This window comes from Aerococcus loyolae, from assembly GCF_002871915.2.
GTDB classification, from domain to species: Bacteria; Bacillota; Bacilli; order Lactobacillales; family Aerococcaceae; genus Aerococcus; species Aerococcus loyolae.
On the sequence record NZ_CP126958.1, the window covers coordinates 693,576 to 710,044 of the forward strand.

13 protein-coding genes are annotated in these 16,469 nt (G+C 41.0%); 10 read left to right on the forward strand and 3 right to left on the reverse strand.

What is annotated here, in order from left to right; genetic code table 11:
- The first annotated feature begins 171 nt into the window (after positions 1–171).
- The 3 genes from CJ190_RS03085 (at position 172) to thiI (ending at position 4,426) form a co-directional block, all read left to right on the forward strand.
- Positions 172–1,893, forward strand: coding sequence for a septation ring formation regulator EzrA (locus CJ190_RS03085; protein WP_064292324.1), 1,722 nt, complete (start codon positions 172–174; stop codon positions 1,891–1,893).
- Between the two features lie 155 nt (positions 1,894–2,048).
- Positions 2,049–3,194, forward strand: a complete 1,146-nt coding sequence (locus CJ190_RS03090; protein WP_064292346.1) for a cysteine desulfurase family protein — start codon at positions 2,049–2,051, stop codon at positions 3,192–3,194.
- Positions 3,195–3,202: 8 nt separating this feature from the next.
- Positions 3,203–4,426: a tRNA uracil 4-sulfurtransferase ThiI gene (gene thiI, locus CJ190_RS03095; RefSeq protein ID WP_064292325.1), complete on the forward strand. Its 1,224-nt coding sequence runs from the start codon at positions 3,203–3,205 to the stop codon at positions 4,424–4,426.
- Between the two features lie 87 nt (positions 4,427–4,513).
- Here thiI and CJ190_RS03100 read toward each other — a convergent pair whose 3' ends face one another.
- Positions 4,514–4,687 carry a hypothetical protein gene (locus CJ190_RS03100; RefSeq protein ID WP_064292326.1) on the reverse strand — a complete coding sequence of 58 codons (174 nt, stop codon included), beginning with the start codon at positions 4,685–4,687 and terminating at the stop codon, positions 4,514–4,516.
- 230 nt (positions 4,688–4,917) lie between these two features.
- Here CJ190_RS03100 and gndA point away from each other — a divergent pair, with 230 nt between their 5' ends.
- Positions 4,918–6,351 carry an NADP-dependent phosphogluconate dehydrogenase gene (gene gndA, locus CJ190_RS03105; protein ID WP_064292327.1) on the forward strand — a complete coding sequence of 478 codons (1,434 nt, stop codon included), beginning with the start codon at positions 4,918–4,920 and terminating at the stop codon, positions 6,349–6,351.
- Between the two features lie 26 nt (positions 6,352–6,377).
- The gene (locus CJ190_RS03110; protein ID WP_013668854.1) at positions 6,378–7,085 is read left to right on the forward strand and encodes a response regulator transcription factor; all 708 of its coding nucleotides are present in this window, start codon (positions 6,378–6,380) and stop codon (positions 7,083–7,085) included.
- Between the two features lie 89 nt (positions 7,086–7,174).
- Here CJ190_RS03110 and yidC read toward each other — a convergent pair whose 3' ends face one another.
- Positions 7,175–8,101, reverse strand: a complete 927-nt coding sequence (gene yidC / locus CJ190_RS03115) for a membrane protein insertase YidC (protein WP_064292328.1) — start codon at positions 8,099–8,101, stop codon at positions 7,175–7,177.
- Between the two features lie 64 nt (positions 8,102–8,165).
- Complete coding sequence (locus CJ190_RS03120) at positions 8,166–8,444, reverse strand: acylphosphatase (protein WP_064292329.1); 279 nt, start codon at positions 8,442–8,444, stop codon at positions 8,166–8,168.
- Between the two features lie 153 nt (positions 8,445–8,597).
- On the opposite strand from CJ190_RS03120, the gene CJ190_RS03125 reads away from it, so the two are divergent.
- The 5 genes from CJ190_RS03125 (at position 8,598) to rny (ending at position 16,272) form a co-directional block, all read left to right on the forward strand.
- Complete coding sequence (locus tag CJ190_RS03125) at positions 8,598–10,952, forward strand: DNA translocase FtsK (protein ID WP_064292330.1); 2,355 nt, start codon at positions 8,598–8,600, stop codon at positions 10,950–10,952.
- A gap of 398 nt (positions 10,953–11,350) precedes the next feature.
- Positions 11,351–11,929: a CDP-diacylglycerol--glycerol-3-phosphate 3-phosphatidyltransferase gene (pgsA, locus tag CJ190_RS03130; RefSeq protein WP_064292332.1), complete on the forward strand. Its 579-nt coding sequence runs from the start codon at positions 11,351–11,353 to the stop codon at positions 11,927–11,929.
- Positions 11,930–11,980: 51 nt separating this feature from the next.
- Positions 11,981–13,219 (forward strand): competence/damage-inducible protein A, encoded by a 1,239-nt coding sequence (locus CJ190_RS03135; protein WP_070598017.1) that lies wholly within the window; start codon positions 11,981–11,983, stop codon positions 13,217–13,219.
- A gap of 81 nt (positions 13,220–13,300) precedes the next feature.
- Positions 13,301–14,416: a recombinase RecA gene (gene recA / locus CJ190_RS03140; protein WP_064292334.1), complete on the forward strand. Its 1,116-nt coding sequence runs from the start codon at positions 13,301–13,303 to the stop codon at positions 14,414–14,416.
- A gap of 284 nt (positions 14,417–14,700) precedes the next feature.
- Positions 14,701–16,272, forward strand: a complete 1,572-nt coding sequence (gene rny / locus CJ190_RS03145) for a ribonuclease Y (protein ID WP_064292335.1) — start codon at positions 14,701–14,703, stop codon at positions 16,270–16,272.
- Positions 16,273–16,469: the final 197 nt, after the last annotated feature.

Consider the following 16,469-nt stretch of genomic DNA (forward strand, 5'->3'; position numbering starts at 1 on the left):
AGTCTGTTACAGTTTTTGTAACAGACTTTTATTGTTTATTGGTAGTGGAGCTTTTTTGATGAATAGTTTGGCTATTGCCCTGAGGCTAGTGTGGACTAAGTCCTAACTTTAGCGTATAATGTTTATTATTAGGTATAAAAGCGTCTTTTTAGCAATAGAGGGGGGAAGACAGTGGGATTTATAATTGCTCTAATCATCATCATTGTGATTATTTTGATTGGCTATGGCCTACTCTACTACTTAGGTCGCAAGCAAAGCAAAACCAACCTAGAACTTGATGAGAAGAAACAGGAGATCATGGCCATTCCTGTTGCAGATAAACTCTACACTATCCGTAATAAAAATGTGAGTGGTAATACACGCCGGCTATTTGAGGCTGAACAAGCCAAGTGGCAAACCATTAAACAGTATAAGTTACCTGAAATTGAAGCTGCACTGGTGCAGGCCCAGGCAGATGCTGATAAATTTTCACTCATTAAGTCTCGAAAAACGGCCGAAGAAACTGAAAAGTTGATTTATGATACTTTACAAGATGTTCAAAATATCAATCAATCCTTAGAAGAACTCTTAGCTAGCGAGTCAAAAAATGAAGCTTATTTTCAAGAGGTTAATGACCGCTATGCCAAAATAAGAAAACAACTCCTTGCTCATGGTTATGCCTATGGGGATTCACAAGAAACTTTGGAAAAACATCTTTCTTATATTGAATTGGACTTTACCAAATACAATACCTTAATGAGTGATGCCGACTACCTAGCAGCTCATGATGTTTTAGACCAAACTAAGGAAGATATCGAAGCCTTAGAAGCGATGATGGAAGAAATTCCTAAGCTATTGGATAAGATTGATAATGAATATGAAGAACAACTTGAAGACCTTAAATCAGGCTATTCACAAATGCTAGATATGGACTTCCAATTTCCTTCTGGTGTACGGGTTGATGAAGAAATTCAACAGGTAGAAAAGGGCATCGAGCAGTGCTATGCAGCCTTAGCTGAATGCGATTTAAGTGAAACATCTTCCTTAATGAGCGCAACTGAAGCTCAAATTGACCGCAGCTATGAATTAATGGAAGTTGAATTACGGGCTAAGGAATATATTGAGAAAAACCAAGGTAACCTTGAACAAAGAATTAACCAAGTCCGCCAAAGTAATCGCTATGGATCACTAGAAATTGACCGGGTGTCCCAAAATTATCTGCTCCATGATAATGAACTGGGCAAGTTACAAGACTACGCTGATCAAATTGACCGCATCCACGAAGATGTGGATACCGTTAACCAACGACTCGGAGCCCACGTCATTGCCTATACCGACATGCAGAGCGTTTATAAAGATAAATATGAACAGCTTAATGAAATTGATAAGGCCCAATCTCATATTGTGGGGTCCTTAGCTAATCTCCGGCAAAAAGAACGCGATGCCCGTGACATGCTTTACACTTTCGACTTAGATATGCGTAACATGAAACGCCGGGTTAATCAGTATCATTTACCGGGACTTCCTGATGCTTATCTAGATCGTTATTTTGCTACTGAAGATAAAGTTGAAGAACTCGAGCGCAAAATGAATCGGGTCAAACTGGATATGGATGAAATTGACCAGCTCGTCAATGAAGTTTCCGAGGCGATTGAGCGTCTGGATTTAGAAACTGAAAACATGATTGACCAGGCCTTATTGACTGAACAAACCGTTCAATATGCTAACCGCTACCGGGCCAACCATCCCGAACTAAATCAAGCCATCGAAAAATCTTCTTACTACTTTAATCAAACTTTCGATTATAAAAAGGCCCATCAGACCATTAGTCAGGCTGTTGACCAATTAGAGTCAGGGGCATCCAATAAAGTGGAGAACCAATATCGACAAGAGAAAGAAGAGCGTTTGTATTAAATATTAATAGAGACTCATTAACCAGTTTCTAAACAAGAAAAGTGCTTCAATCAATTGGATAGCTATTGATTTGATGCACTTTTGCTTTTTATCCATTGATTGAATGACTAGCAGTCATTAATTTGATCGTTAATAAAGGAGTAATTATGTCAGAAATCATTTATTTTGATAATAGTGCAACGACTAAAATTGACCCTGCCGCTTTAAAGTCCCTGGTGATGACCATGGAGAATTATTACGGTAACCCTTCCAGCTTGCATGACTTAGGTAACCAAGCCAAAGCCTTGCTCAATAAGGCCCGCCAGCAAATTGCAGAACTCTGTGGTTGTCAGGCAGAGGAAATCTTTTTTACTAGTGGGGGAACTGAATCCAATAACTGGGCTCTCAAAGGAACGGCCTATGAAAAGGCGGGCCGGGGTAAACATATTATTACTTCTAGTGTTGAACATCCCTCAGTCAGTCATACTTTAAAAGAGCTAGAACAAGAAGGCTTTGAAGTGACTTACTTACCCGTTGATAAGGAAGGACGGGTAAACCCCAAGGATCTTCAGGCCGCAATACGACCGGATACGATTCTGGTTTCAATCATGGCTGTAAATAATGAAATTGGGACCATCCAACCGATCAAGGAGATTGCTGAAATTTTAACCGATTTTCCCACCATCCACTTCCATGTTGATGGCGTCCAAAGCTTGGGTCGTTTTAAGGATCCGCTCATCCATTCTCGTGTCGACCTTTATTCCTTTTCATCGCATAAATTCAATGGGCCTCGGGGAGTGGGAATTCTCTACAAAAAGAAAAACCGGACTTTGAAGAATTTAGTAGAAGGTGGCGGCCAAGAAGCAAATCTACGGAGTGGTACCGAGAACTTACCCGGAATTGTGGCAACAGCTAAGGCCTTCCGCTTAAGTTTAGAGCGGGCTCAAGAAGAAAATCAGCGCCAAGAAGCCATCCAAGCTTTAATCAGAGATTACCTCAAACAATACCCAGATACTATCCGGATTTTTTCTCCTGAATCAGGCGCTTCTCCCCATGTACTCTGCTTTGCCTTAAAGGCTGTCCGTGGAGAAGTGATGGTCCACGCTTTGGAAGAAAAGGGTATCTATGTGTCCACTACTAGCGCCTGTTCTAGCCGTCAAACCGGTCATTCTTCATCGACCTTACTAGCCATGGGAGTCGATGGGTCTTGGGCTCATTCGGCTATTCGTCTAAGCTTTGGCTTTGAAAATACAGAAGAAGAAGCCCAACATTTTATTGACACTTTTGAAGAATTACGTCAAAAATTTACTGTTATCCAATAGGAGGTCTTATGGAAACTAAAATCATGATCCGTTATGGCGAATTATCAGTTAAAGGAAAAAATAAACGCCGTTTTATTAACCGTTTAGCTGAAAATATCCGCCAAATCTTTTCTGACTATCCACAGGTTAAGGTGAGTGAACAGTTCGATTTCATGTTTATTGAGCTTAATGGCGTCGATAAGGAAATCGTCATTGATCGCTTGCAATATATTTTCGGTATCCAAAGTTATAGTCCTGTCTACGAAATTGACCGTGACTTTGGCCTGTTAAAAGAAGTGGCCAAACAAGTGGTGAAAGAAAAGTTAGATGAAAGGGAAATTCATAGCTTCAAGGTTGCTACTTCCCGATCCGACCACAATTATCATATGGATACCAATGCTATTAACCGAGAATTAGGGGCTTATCTGATGGAAGAATTCCCCAATTTAGAAGTTAAAATGAAAAAGCCCGACCTCACCGTCCGGGTCAAGGTGCGCTTTAAGGACTTTGTTGTGTCTTCTGACTGGATTAAAGGGATCGGCGGTTTACCGGTGGGAACCAGTTCTCGTGGGATCCTCATGTTATCTGGGGGAATTGATTCTCCGGTAGCGGGATATTTAGCCATGAAACGTGGAGTGAGACCTATTGCCATCCACTTTGCTTCACCACCCTATACCAGTCCCCAAGCCTTAGAAAAGGCGAAACAATTAGCGGGAAAGTTGACTAAATTTGGCTCTTGGATCGATTTTATTGAAGTGCCTTTTACAGAAATTCAAGAAGCGATTAAGGAGCATATTCCCAGTGAATATTTAATGACTATTACCCGACGGATGATGCTAAGAGTGGCTGACCGCATTCGTGAACAGTACCATGCCTTATCCATTATTAATGGAGAGTCCCTGGGACAAGTGGCTTCACAGACTGCTGAATCCATGTATGCCATTAATGCCGTGACTACAACACCGATTATTCGTCCTGTTGTTACCATGGATAAATTAGAAATTATTGATATTGCCCAGGCGATTGACACTTTTGATTTGTCTATTCAACCTTTTGAAGACTGCTGTACTGTTTTTGCACCGGCTTCACCAAGTACTAAGCCGAAAGTGGACCGCTGTGAATATTATGAATCCCGTCTTGATATTGACAGCCTAGTGGACAATTGCCTAGCTAAGCTTAACTTTGAGCGAATTGACCATCATTCCTTGGAGGAAAGCACTGCCCAAGAAGAAGCCATGGATGACTTACTTTAAAAATATCAATGACACGATCAAGATCATAAAAAAGAATAATAGAAAAAAAGCTTGCCTCTCTCGATTGGCAAGCTTTTTAGTGCTTATTTAGAAAAAATAACCGTAAACGGCAACACCTAGACTAATCACTACACCTGAAACGAGGGCAAGTAACATAGCCCAGGTGAATAATTTGCCCCATCTTTTCTTACGTCTTTTTTTTCGTGCTGATTTTTCATAGGCTTTTTCTCGTTGGTCTTTCCAATTCGTTGAATTTGACATATCCTTATAACGCTCCTTACAATAATCTCCTTGCTATTATAGCATAAAGGCTAAAGACATTTAACGTGGACTTAGAAAGATTTCTTTAAGCCTTCACTTAAGCAAAGGATGAAAACAAGTGCCTGGCTACGTCTTTATTTTTGCTAAAGACTTTGATAATATTATCATTGAAATGAGAAGCCTAATGACGCAATCTCATCGAATGTTATTAGAATGTAGGAGGAACTACTATGACTCAAGCACAAATTGGTGTAATCGGAATGGCGGTAATGGGGAAAAACTTAGCCCTAAATATTGAAAGCCGTGGCTATACGGTCGCTATTTATAATCGGACTACCTCACGGATGGAAGCCGTTTATGAAGAAAACAAGGACAAGAACTTAGTCCCTACCCGTTCGCTAGAAGAATTTGTTGAACATCTTGAACGTCCCCGTCGTATTTTACTTATGGTAAAAGCTGGGGCAGCTACTGATCATTTCATTGATCAAATTTTACCCCTTTTAGAAGAAGGCGATATCCTCATTGACGGCGGAAATACCTACTTCAAAGATACCATGCGGCGTTCAGAAAAATTAGCTCAATCCGGGATCCACTTTATCGGCATGGGAGTTTCTGGTGGTGAAGAGGGTGCCCTGAAGGGGCCTGCATTAATGCCAGGTGGTCAAAAAGAAGCTTATCTAGAAATGAAAGATATTCTTGAAGCCATGGCGGCTAAGGCACCAAGTGATGGGAAACCCTGCGTGACCTATATTGGCGAAAATGGGGCTGGTCACTTTGTTAAAATGGTCCACAACGGTATCGAATATGGGGACATGGAATTAATTAGTGAATCCTATGATTTATTGCGTCATTATTTAGATTTAAGCGTGGAAGAATGTGCTCAATACTTCAAGCAATGGAACCAAGGCGAATTAGACAGCTATTTGATTGAAATTACCGCTGATATCTTGACCAAGAAGGACCCCCAAACCCAAGCGCCAATGATTGACGTTATTCTTGATGCTGCGGGTAATAAGGGAACCGGAAAATGGACATCTCAAGAGGCCTTAGACTTAGGAGTGCCGCTACCAACTATTACGGATTCAGTATATGCGCGTTATATTTCTGCTTTAAAGGATGAACGTGTCCGTGCTAGCCAAGTCTTAGAAGGACCAAGCCAAGTGAAAGGTGTTGAGGATAAGGAAGCCTTTATTGAAAAAATCCGTCAAGCCCTCTATTTCTCTAAACTAATGAGCTACGCCCAAGGTTTTGTGGAATACCGTGAAGCAAGTAAGACTTACAATTGGGACTTAGATTATAAGGCCATTGCAAGTATTTTTAGAGGGGGATGTATTATTCGGGCACAATTCCTTGAAACAATTATGGCTGCTTATGAGAATAATCCAGAATTAGAAAATATTCTTTTAGATGATTACTTTAAGGAAATAGCCGCTAAATACCAACAAGCTACCCGAGATGTGGTGAGTGCAGCAGTTCAAGCGGGTATTCCGGTATCTGGATTTACTAGTGCGATTTCATATTATGACAGCTATCGTTCAGCCACACTACCTGCTAATATGATCCAAGCACAAAGAGATTATTTTGGGGCCCATACCTACCAAAGAGTGGACCAAGAAGGAACTTATCATTTCTTATGGGATGAAGAAAAGGAAGTTAAGCAGTAATCCGCATTAAGGAGTTGTGTTAGGGTTTGGAAGCAAAAAAGCAAATTCTTTTAATCGATGCTGAAGAAGAATGGGTGCATTACCTTGGTGATGAGTTAAATAGTGAAAATTATTTTGCCACAATCGCTCATGATGGCCCAATGGGCTTAGAACTGGCTCATCAACACCAATGGGATTTGATTTTACTTGATTTAGATTTGCCTTTGTTAAATGGCCTAGAGGTCATGCGCCGCTTGCGGCAAGAGATGACGGTCCCAATTCTAGTGATGACCCAGCGTTCATCGGTCATTGACCAAGTGTCCGCCTTGGACCAAGGAGCTGATGGTTATTTAATTAAGCCGCTTCCAATTGAAGTTTTTTTAGCACACATACGCTCAATTTTAAGGCGTATGACCATTGAAGCCAATGAAAACCACATTAGACAGACCCGCTTGGTATTTCGCGATTTACTAGTTGAAAAAGAAAATCATCTTGCCTATCGTGGCGAAGAGGTCTTAGACTTGACCAAACGCGAGTATGACCTATTAGTAATTTTTATGGAGAATATCAATAAGGTGTTGAGCCGGGAAAAATTACTTAAAGATGTCTGGGGCTTTCAAAGTGTGGTTGAAACCAATGTCGTGGACGTTTATATACGTTACCTACGCAATAAAATTGATCCCAATAGAAATCAAAAGTATATCCAAACCATCCGCGGTGCTGGTTATGTCATGCGCGATGAAGATAACTCTTAGCATAATAAAGACATCAAAATACCCCCTAACTGTTCGCTTAATGAGCTAGCAGCTAGGGGGTATTTTAGTTTGAATACTTACTTAAAACTTTATTTCTTTCTGTTTTGTTTTCCCGCATTCCGGTTAGATTTATGGGGCTTAGTTGCTGAAGTTGAGGAATTTGCTGTATGGGTGACGTCTTTTACTGAATTATTGGGTTTATAATGTTGGTCAAAGCGGATGGGATTACCCTTCATTTCATCTTCCACTTTGGCTTTAATACGAGGATGAACAAAGGTATTAATAGCCAATTGTTGGAGCATCCCCCAAATGGTGGTTGTTACTAAGTATAAACCAATGGCAGCAGGGACGTTGAAGACAACAAAACCGAGCATGAGAGGCATAAATAACATGGATTTACCTTGTTGCTCGCGGACTTCTGCAGGCATGGTTTGCATGCTGATCCGGGTTTGTAAGAAAGATAAAAGAATAAAAATAATTGTTAAAACTAGGTTGGGTTCTCCTAAAGAGAAACCGAAGAAATTGTAGTTGGCAATATTTTGGTTATTATAGATCGCCACATACATACCGGAAAGGATAGGTAACTGAATTAATAGGGGTAAACAGCCCATATTCCCAAATAAGGAAATATTATTATCCTTCATAAAGGCTTGCTGTTGACGGGTATATTCCATTTGTTCTTCTGGAGTTTCGGCGCCTTGAATTAACTCTTGGAATTTCATCAAGTAAGGTTGGTAATAACGGCGTTTCTCTGTCCCCAGAATGGAACTGGTTTGTTGCTTGTAGGTGAGCGGAATAAGTAGTAGGCGGATAATGATCACTAGGCCAATAATAGCAAAGCCGTAGTTACCATTGAAAAATTGGGCCAACCATTCAATTAATTGGTTAATTGGACTGGCAATTAAACGAAAAGTCCAGCTGTCTTGGTTACGGCTCACACAGCCTCCTAAGAATAAGGAAGAGGCAGCCAATAGACTGAGCAGCTGTAGGTGTTTTGATTTGAGACTTGTTTTCAAAATAGCACTCCTTAATTATAGATTTGTCGAACGCCCCTAATTTTAGCGAAAAATATTGTTTTTTTCAATATATGGGGTGAAAATCATGCATAGCTGGAAGACCTTTTTCTTCCGTGACACTAAGCTGGTCGATTCTAGCGTAAGGGATATTTTTAGGATCCTGGAGCTCTGTGATAAAATGTTCTCTTTGGCCTTCATCTGCCTGTAATTGGATAGTCACACTACCATCGGACTCATTTTTTACCGTACCGGTCAGTTGCAGTTTGTTGGCTAGGCGGGTAACGTGAAAACGAAAGCCGACGCCTTGTACCCGTCCTTGAACTTGGATTTTACTGGTTAGCATATGATCATCTCCTATTGCTTTATTTTAACATAATCCCTCTAATAAATTGATTGATTCTATGGGTGCCCTTAACAAGGCCCAGCTTTAAAAAATGGGAGGGATATTATATAATGAAGACTGATTGACTTAATAAGAGATGAGTCGGGAGGAACTATGGCAAAAAGAAAAACACGTTCAAAGAAAAAAACAAATAATACTTACCAACAAGCGATTATCGCTTTTTTTATTTTAATTTTAACCGGGCTAGGAAGCTTTCAACTGGGCTTTTTAGGTCGAATTGTCAAAGCCAGCATGCGCTTTATGGTGGGTGAGCTCTATCTATTGGGATTTTTCCTGGTGGCCATTACCGCCCTTGCCTATTTGTTAACCAATCAGGGGCCAAATTGGCGCAAACGCCCGTACAGTTCTCTGTTATTAGCCGTCCCCATTTTGGCTTTACTCTGCCATGCGATCCAGTTTAAAGAAGTCATGGCCAAGGGGGAATCTCTATTTGCCGTCAGTTTAAATCACTTTTTGGCAGGTTTTAAAGGGAATTTTCAGCCAGAAGTCGGTGGCGGTATCATGGGTGCTGGCCTTTATCAAGTGAGTTACTTTATCCTCAGCCAATGGGGAACCTACCTACTTATTTTGCTAGCTGCTTTAGCTTGGTTGGCTTACTGCCTAAATATATCCGGTCAAGAAATGATTTCCAGTGTCCAAAATCTTTTTCAAATGGTGGTGCAGTGGCTACAAGGCTTTATAAATGCTACTAAGGAGAAATCTGCTAAGCGTAAAGAAACCAAGGCGAATAAGGTTAAGAAAAATCAGCCAGAAATCCCAGTGAAAGATTATTCCTCTAAGCTGGCTGAAGGAGAAGATGAAGCTGGTGAAGTCAGGTTTGACGACGACAAAAACCAAGAATCCGCTGTGGAAATTGTGGGCCCCAACTACCAAAACTTAGTGGGATCAAAAGAAGAATCAACTCTTGACCAGGGAAAGACAAGTCACAGCCAAGACCAAGCCAGCCAATTAAGCCTGGATATCGACGAAGAGGATGATGGAGAAGATTTATCTGATTTAACTATCGAGGCCGAGGAAGAAAATCCCGATTATAAACTCCCTCCAGTCAGCCTCTTAAATCCGATTCACCACACGGATCAAAGTAGTGAGTACCACATTATTAAAGAAAACATCAAAACTTTGGAAAAGACCTTAGCCAGCTTTAATGTGGATGCCAAGGTGACTAAGGCGAATTTAGGTCCGGCAGTTACCAAGTATGAAATTGAACCGGCAGTCGGTACCAAGGTATCTAAAATTACCAACTTAGCTGACGACATCGCCTTGGCCCTAGCAGCTAAGGATATCCGGATCGAAGCACCAATTCCAGGAAAATCAGTGATTGGTATTGAGGTTCCTAACCAAAAGGTGTCTGTGGTTTCCTTTAGAGACAGTTTTGAAAACCAGCCAGCCAATACGAAGTTATTAGAAGTTCCCTTGGGACGGTCAATTTATGGGGACACCCGGGTGGCAGACTTAACGAAAATGCCCCATCTCTTAATTGCGGGATCTACTGGTTCTGGTAAATCCGTCTGCATCAATGGCATGATTGTCTCCATTTTATTAAAGGCTAAGCCTAATGAAGTGAAATTAATGATGATTGACCCCAAAAAGGTTGAGCTAAACGTCTATAATGGGATTCCACACCTGCTTACTCCTGTGGTAACTAATCCACGCAAAGCAGCCCAAGCCTTGAATAAGGTAGTTGAAGAAATGGAGCGGCGTTATGAATTATTTGCCGCAACGGGTCAGCGAAATATCGATGGCTATAACCATCATGTGAGTGAATATAATGAGAACAGTGATGATAAACAGGCCTTGCTGCCTTATATTGTGGTTATTGTCGATGAATTAGCTGACTTGATGATGGTGGCTTCCAAAGAAGTTGAGGCTGCCATCACCCGTTTAGCTCAAATGGCGCGGGCAGCTGGTATTCACATGATTTTAGCTACCCAACGGCCGTCAGTTGATGTTATTACGGGGATCATTAAAGCTAACGTGCCTTCCCGGATTGCCTTTGCCGTTTCTAGTGGGACTGATTCACGGACAATTATCGATCAAAATGGCGCGGAAAAACTCCTCGGTCGCGGTGATATGCTCTTTATGCCCATGGGAGAGGGTAAACCTTTAAGAGTACAAGGGGCTTTCATTACTGATGAAGAGGTTGAAAGCGTAGTTGACTTTGTTAAAGACCAGCAAGAGGCCAATTATAGTGAGGCCATGATGCCTAGCGAAGTGAATGAGAATAGCGCGGCTGACGACCTTGATGAAATGTGGGATGAGGTTATTGATTTTGTCAAGGGTCGCGAAACGGTTTCGATTTCCATGTTGCAACGCCAATTTCGCATTGGTTACAACCGTGCTGCCCGTTTAGTTGATGACATGGAGGCACGCGGCATTGTCTCAGAACAAAACGGAAGCAAGCCTCGCACGGTTAATATTTCTGAAAAACAAGAAGATCAGGAAGACTAAGAGGCCTGGATAAAAGCTCCATCTTTTTTCAGCTTTTCTTCCAAGGAATCTCCCTCCCTGATCCTTCCTCGCATCCTTTTAGTTGAGCTCGGACGCCAGCCTTGAAGTTGCTTCAGAAAATACCAACACACAGCCCTGCTGTGCTTATGGTATATCCCTCCAGCAATTCAAGTCTTTAGCGGTGTCCTCACATCCTTTTAGTTGAGCTTATGACAGTTTTTTTCAGTGGTTTCGTCCTTTGGTGTGACTGTCGCACTCTCATTATAAATAAGTCAAAGAGAAGGGAAACTTTAGTAGTGGCTCGCTCTTTGACTTTTTTACTGGGCTGGATTGCTTTTTGATCATTTAAAACGTGATATAATGTAAGAGATATTTTCCTAAAGGAGGACATTGTCATAATGAATTTACCTAATCGACTGACTATGCTAAGGATTTTGATGATTCCTTTATTTATTTTATTAATAGAAATTCCTTTTAATTGGGGAACATGGGCCATTGGCAGTCAAAGCGTGAGTATACAATTCGCTGTAGCAGCTCTTATTTTTGCCATAGCGAGTTTAACCGATTGGCTGGATGGCTATATTGCTCGTCGTGATAACCTGGTGACCAACTTTGGTAAGTTTGCCGACCCCCTAGCGGATAAAATGTTGGTCATTACCGCCTTAATCGAGCTCATTGCTCTAGGCAAGGCGCCAGCTTGGATTGTTGCCATTATTGTCATGCGTGAGTTGGCCGTTACGGGCTTAAGGCTTTTGATCGTGACTGAAGGGGAAGTTTTGGCAGCTAAGTGGCCAGGAAAAATCAAGACCTGTACCCAGATGTTGGCGATCATTTTATTATTAATGAACGATTTTCCTTTCCAAGTCTTGCCATTTTCACTCGGACAGTTTTGCCTCTACCTGGCTTTACTAGCAACCATCTATTCAGGTTATGATTATTTTAAAAAGAATTGGCAAGTTTTTAGTGATAGTTTTTAAAGAAGACAATAAAAATTGTTGAAAGTACGGAATAATAGAGTGGAGGAAATCATGAAGGCAGAAATAATCGCGGTAGGAACAGAAATGCTTATGGGACAAATTGTCAATACCAATGCTCCATTTATCGCTAGACAACTGAATGAACTAGGGATTGAACACTACTATGAGACGGTGGTGGGTGACAATCCTGAGCGCTTAGTTGAATTAACTCAGATTGCCGAGTCACGTAGCGATATGATCATTTACTCTGGGGGAATTGGGCCGACCCAGGATGATTTGACCAAGCAAGCCATTGCCGAGTACTTAAATGAAGAGCTTATTTACGACCAAGAGTGTTTAGAGCAGATAAAACAGTACTACCAGGACCGCCATCAAAGCATGTCCTCCAACAACCTACAGATGGCTCTGACTTATAAAAATGGACAATCGCTAAAGAATGAAACGGGTCAAGCCTGTGGTAGTCTAATTTATAAAAAGGGCTGTCTCTATGTTTTCCTGCCTGGTTTTCCAGATGAATTGGAACCTATGTTTATTAATGAGGTCAAGCCTTATCTCTTTGAACATTTGTCCAATAAACAGGTATTGGCTTCTCGCTTTTTAAATTTCTTTGGTATTGGAGAAGCGGCCTTAACTAGTCGTCTAGAAAACCTGATCTCTAAACAAAGTAATCCAACGATCGCTCCTTATGCATCTAAATCAGTAGTCACCTTAAGACTCACGGCCCAAGGGGAGAATCACGCAGTTACAGATAAACTACTTGACCAAGCCCAGGAAGAAATCCTTGACCTTGTTGGCGAATATTATTACGGAAGTGGTTATAATTACCTCCCTATGGATGCCTTGTTCGATTATTTGAACCAAGGAGGAAAAACGATTGCCTTTGCTGAAAGCCTAACGGGTGGTCTAGCGGCGCATTTATTGGTCAACCATGAAGGCTCTTCAAAAATTTTTAAAGGCTCAACAGTTTCCTATAGTGAATATGCCAAGGCTCATGTCATTGGCGTAAGTCAAGCAACTCTCGACCAAGAGGGCATGGTTAGCGAGTCTTGTGCCCGGCAAATGGCTGAATTAACCTGCTCGGACTATGGGGCTGATTATGCCATTAGCTTCACCGGAGTTGCTGGCCCTGATAAGATGGAAGGTCAAGAAGTTGGAACCGTCTATTGTGGTTTTGCTAGCCAAGGGCAGTCTACCCAGGTCAAACGTTATCACATTAATGGCAACCGTTCAGCCATTCGTTTAAAGGTTATCTACCAAGCAGTATTAGATTTTATCCAAGAAAAGTCCTAAGAACATTTGTTCTGTTTTTGCTTGATTTTTTGACTTAATGCCGTTAGACTAAGAGTGAAAGATAAACGAGGAGGATATTGAATGAGTACATCACATGATGCAAACCGCCAAAAGGCTTTAGATCAGGCCCTTAAACAAATTGAAAAAAACTTCGGCAAGGGAGCTATAATGAAGATGGGAGAATCAACGGATACACAGGTGTCGACTGTTCCGTCAGGCTCCTTATCCTTAGATATCGCTCTAGGAGTCGGAGGTTATCCGCGTGGACGAATTATTGAAGTCTACGGCCCAGAATCTTCCGGGAAAACTACTGTTGCTTTACATGCTGTTGCCGAGGTTCAAAAACAAGGTGGTATCGCTGCCTTTATTGATGCTGAGAACGCCTTAGACCCTGAATACGCTAGAGCTTTGGGGGTTGACATTGATGAGCTATTACTCTCCCAACCGGATACTGGTGAACAAGGGCTAGAAATTGCAGATGCCTTAGTGTCTTCTGGTGCGATTGATATTGTCGTTGTCGATTCTGTTGCTGCCTTAGTTCCACGGGCTGAAATTGAAGGTGAGATGGGGGACTCCCACGTGGGCCTTCAAGCCCGTTTGATGTCTCAAGCCCTACGGAAGTTATCGGGCTCCATTAATAAGACGAAAACCATTGCCATGTTTATTAACCAGATCCGTGAAAAAGTCGGTGTCATGTTTGGTAACCCAGAAACCACCCCAGGGGGACGGGCCCTAAAATTTTATTCCACTATCCGTCTAGAAGTGAGACGCGGTGAACGGATCAAATCCGGTCAGGATATTATTGGTAACCGCACCAAGATTAAAGTGGTAAAAAATAAGGTAGCTCCGCCATTTAAGGTTGCTGAAGTGGACATTATGTATGGCCAAGGAATTTCTCAAGCAGGTGAATTAGTCGATTTAGCTGCTGACATGGATATCATTAAGAAGAGTGGTTCTTGGTATTCTTACGGGGATGACCGGATTGGCCAAGGACGCGAGAATGCCAAACTATATCTCACCGAAAATCCTGACATATTTAAGGAAATTGATAGTAAGGTTCGGGCAGAGTATGGCTTTGGACCAGCTGTTGAAGATGATGATTTAGAAGATGAAGCCGCCGATGAAGAGACCAAAAATGATTCAGCAAGTGATGAAGAAAATGAAACCCTAGATTTATTTAATGATGATGAAGAATAAAATATTTTTCCAAAAACTTGGTGTTGATAGCCAAGTTTTTTCTTTAGAAAAGTCTTATAAATAGTGAGCTTATGACCTGTATCTATTGCCTATAAAAGGCTCATCCTATCAATACTTCTTTATATTTGCTTTTTGAGTTGAAGGAGATTTTTTTGGTAGCGCTTCTAGAATAATTGACAATAATGTGAAAAAAATATAAAATTTAAATAAATGCTTTGCATTTGAAATTTTATGATTTTTTTATTTAAAAAAGCAAACAATTAAATAGACACGGAGGTGAAACTATGGATGGTTTAACTATTGCCTTCGTTATCGTTACTTTAATTGTTGGCCTTTTAGTCGGATTAGTAATTGGTTACAAAAGACGTCAAAATGTTGAAGAAGAAGAACGTAATGAGGCGCAAAATACTGCAAAAGGAATTTTAGCTCAAGCTAATAAAGATGCTGAAGCTAAAAGAAAAGAAATTCTTTTAGATGCAAAAGAGAAAGCTCAGGATTATCGCAATCAAGTAGAAAGCGAATTAAGTGACCGTCGTCAAGAAATTACTCAAAAAGAGCAAAGACTCTTCCAAAGAGAAGAAAATCTTGATCGGCGTGAAAATGTTCTTACCAATAAGGAAAATGATCAGCTTTCTAAAGAGCAATCGATTCAAGATCGCTTAAAAAATGTTTCTCAAAAAGAAGAAGAAGCCCAAGCAATGGTTCAGGAACGCCAAGATGAAATCGAGCGGATTTCTATGATGACTACTGAAGATGCCAAGGCTTTGATTTTGAAAGAGACAGAAGCAAACTTATCTAATGAAATTGCTTTACGAATTCGAAATGCAGAAGAAAACTATAAAGAGCAAGCACATAAGCTCGCTACTTCAATTATCTTACAAGCAATCGAAACATCTGCTGCGGATACAGTCGCCGATACATCGGTAACCCGTATCGATTTACCAAACGATGATATGAAAGGTCGTATCATTGGTAAAGATGGGCGGAATATCAAAACCATTGAAGCCTTGACTGGGATCGATTTAATTATCGACGACACCCCAGAAACGGTGGTACTTAGTGGTTTTGACCCGATTCGTCGGGAAATTGCTCGTATTGCTTTAGAAAATCTAATTAAGGATGGACGTATTCATCCAGCAAAAATTGAAGAAGCGGTTGAACGTGCTAGAAAATCAATGGATACAAAAATTCGTGATACTGGGGAAGAGACAACCTTTGACCTAGGTATTCATGACATGCATCCAGACTTAGTCAAGTTAGTCGGACGTTTAAACTACCGCACCAGCTATGGACAAAATGTCTTGAACCATAGCGTCGAAGTAGCAAAACTCGCTGGAATTATTGCTAGTGAACTCGGCGAAGATGAACAACTGGCTAAACGAAGTGGATTATTACATGATATTGGCAAAGCTGTGGACCACGAGGTGGAAGGTACCCATGTTGAAATTGGTACTGAACTCGCTCGTAAATATAATGAAAATGATATCGTTATTAATGCCATTGCGGCCCACCATGGAGATATCGAATCTGCTTCTGCCATTGCCATTATTGTTCAAGTCGCTGATGCCTTGTCAGCTGCTCGTCCCGGTGCTCGCAGTGAATCATTAGAGAATTATATTCAACGTTTAAGAAGTTTAGAAGCCCTAGCCAATGAATTTAGTGGTGTGAAGAAGACATACGCTATTCAAGCAGGTCGCGAAATTCGTGTGATTGTTAACCCCGAAAAGGTGGATGACTTAAGTGTCGTTAAGATGTCACATGATATTTCTAAACGTATTGAAGACGAACTGGATTACCCAGGCCAAATTAAGGTGACGGTAATACGTGAATCCCGTTCTGTGGATTATGCAAGATAAATTACCTAAGCTATACAATAAGCTTTGATTAAAAATAAAGAAATCTGGAGTAGTAGATTCCAGAATGAAATAATAAGCGAATCGATAATTTCCTATTGGAAAGGTCGGTTCGCTTATTTTTTGTGATTTGCTGTGGAATGTCAGTTTTTAATGATCCTATTTCTTTTTTGCATATGTTCATCTTAGTAAAGTTAATA

Excerpts from the sequence above, each read along its gene's own strand:
- thiI (WP_064292325.1), top strand. The coding sequence starts at position 3,203 with ATGGAAACTAAAATCATGATCCGTTATGGCGAATTATCAGTTAAAGGA.
- CJ190_RS03135 (WP_070598017.1), top strand. The coding sequence starts at position 11,981 with ATGAAGGCAGAAATAATCGCGGTAGGAACAGAAATGCTTATGGGACAA.
- gndA (WP_064292327.1), top strand. The coding sequence starts at position 4,918 with ATGACTCAAGCACAAATTGGTGTAATCGGAATGGCGGTAATGGGGAAA.
- CJ190_RS03125 (WP_064292330.1), top strand. The coding sequence starts at position 8,598 with ATGGCAAAAAGAAAAACACGTTCAAAGAAAAAAACAAATAATACTTAC.
- pgsA (WP_064292332.1), top strand. The coding sequence starts at position 11,351 with ATGAATTTACCTAATCGACTGACTATGCTAAGGATTTTGATGATTCCT.
- CJ190_RS03120 (WP_064292329.1), bottom strand. The coding sequence starts at position 8,444 with ATGCTAACCAGTAAAATCCAAGTTCAAGGACGGGTACAAGGCGTCGGC.
- recA (WP_064292334.1), top strand. The coding sequence starts at position 13,301 with ATGAGTACATCACATGATGCAAACCGCCAAAAGGCTTTAGATCAGGCC.
- CJ190_RS03100 (WP_064292326.1), bottom strand. The coding sequence starts at position 4,687 with ATGTCAAATTCAACGAATTGGAAAGACCAACGAGAAAAAGCCTATGAA.
- rny (WP_064292335.1), top strand. The coding sequence starts at position 14,701 with ATGGATGGTTTAACTATTGCCTTCGTTATCGTTACTTTAATTGTTGGC.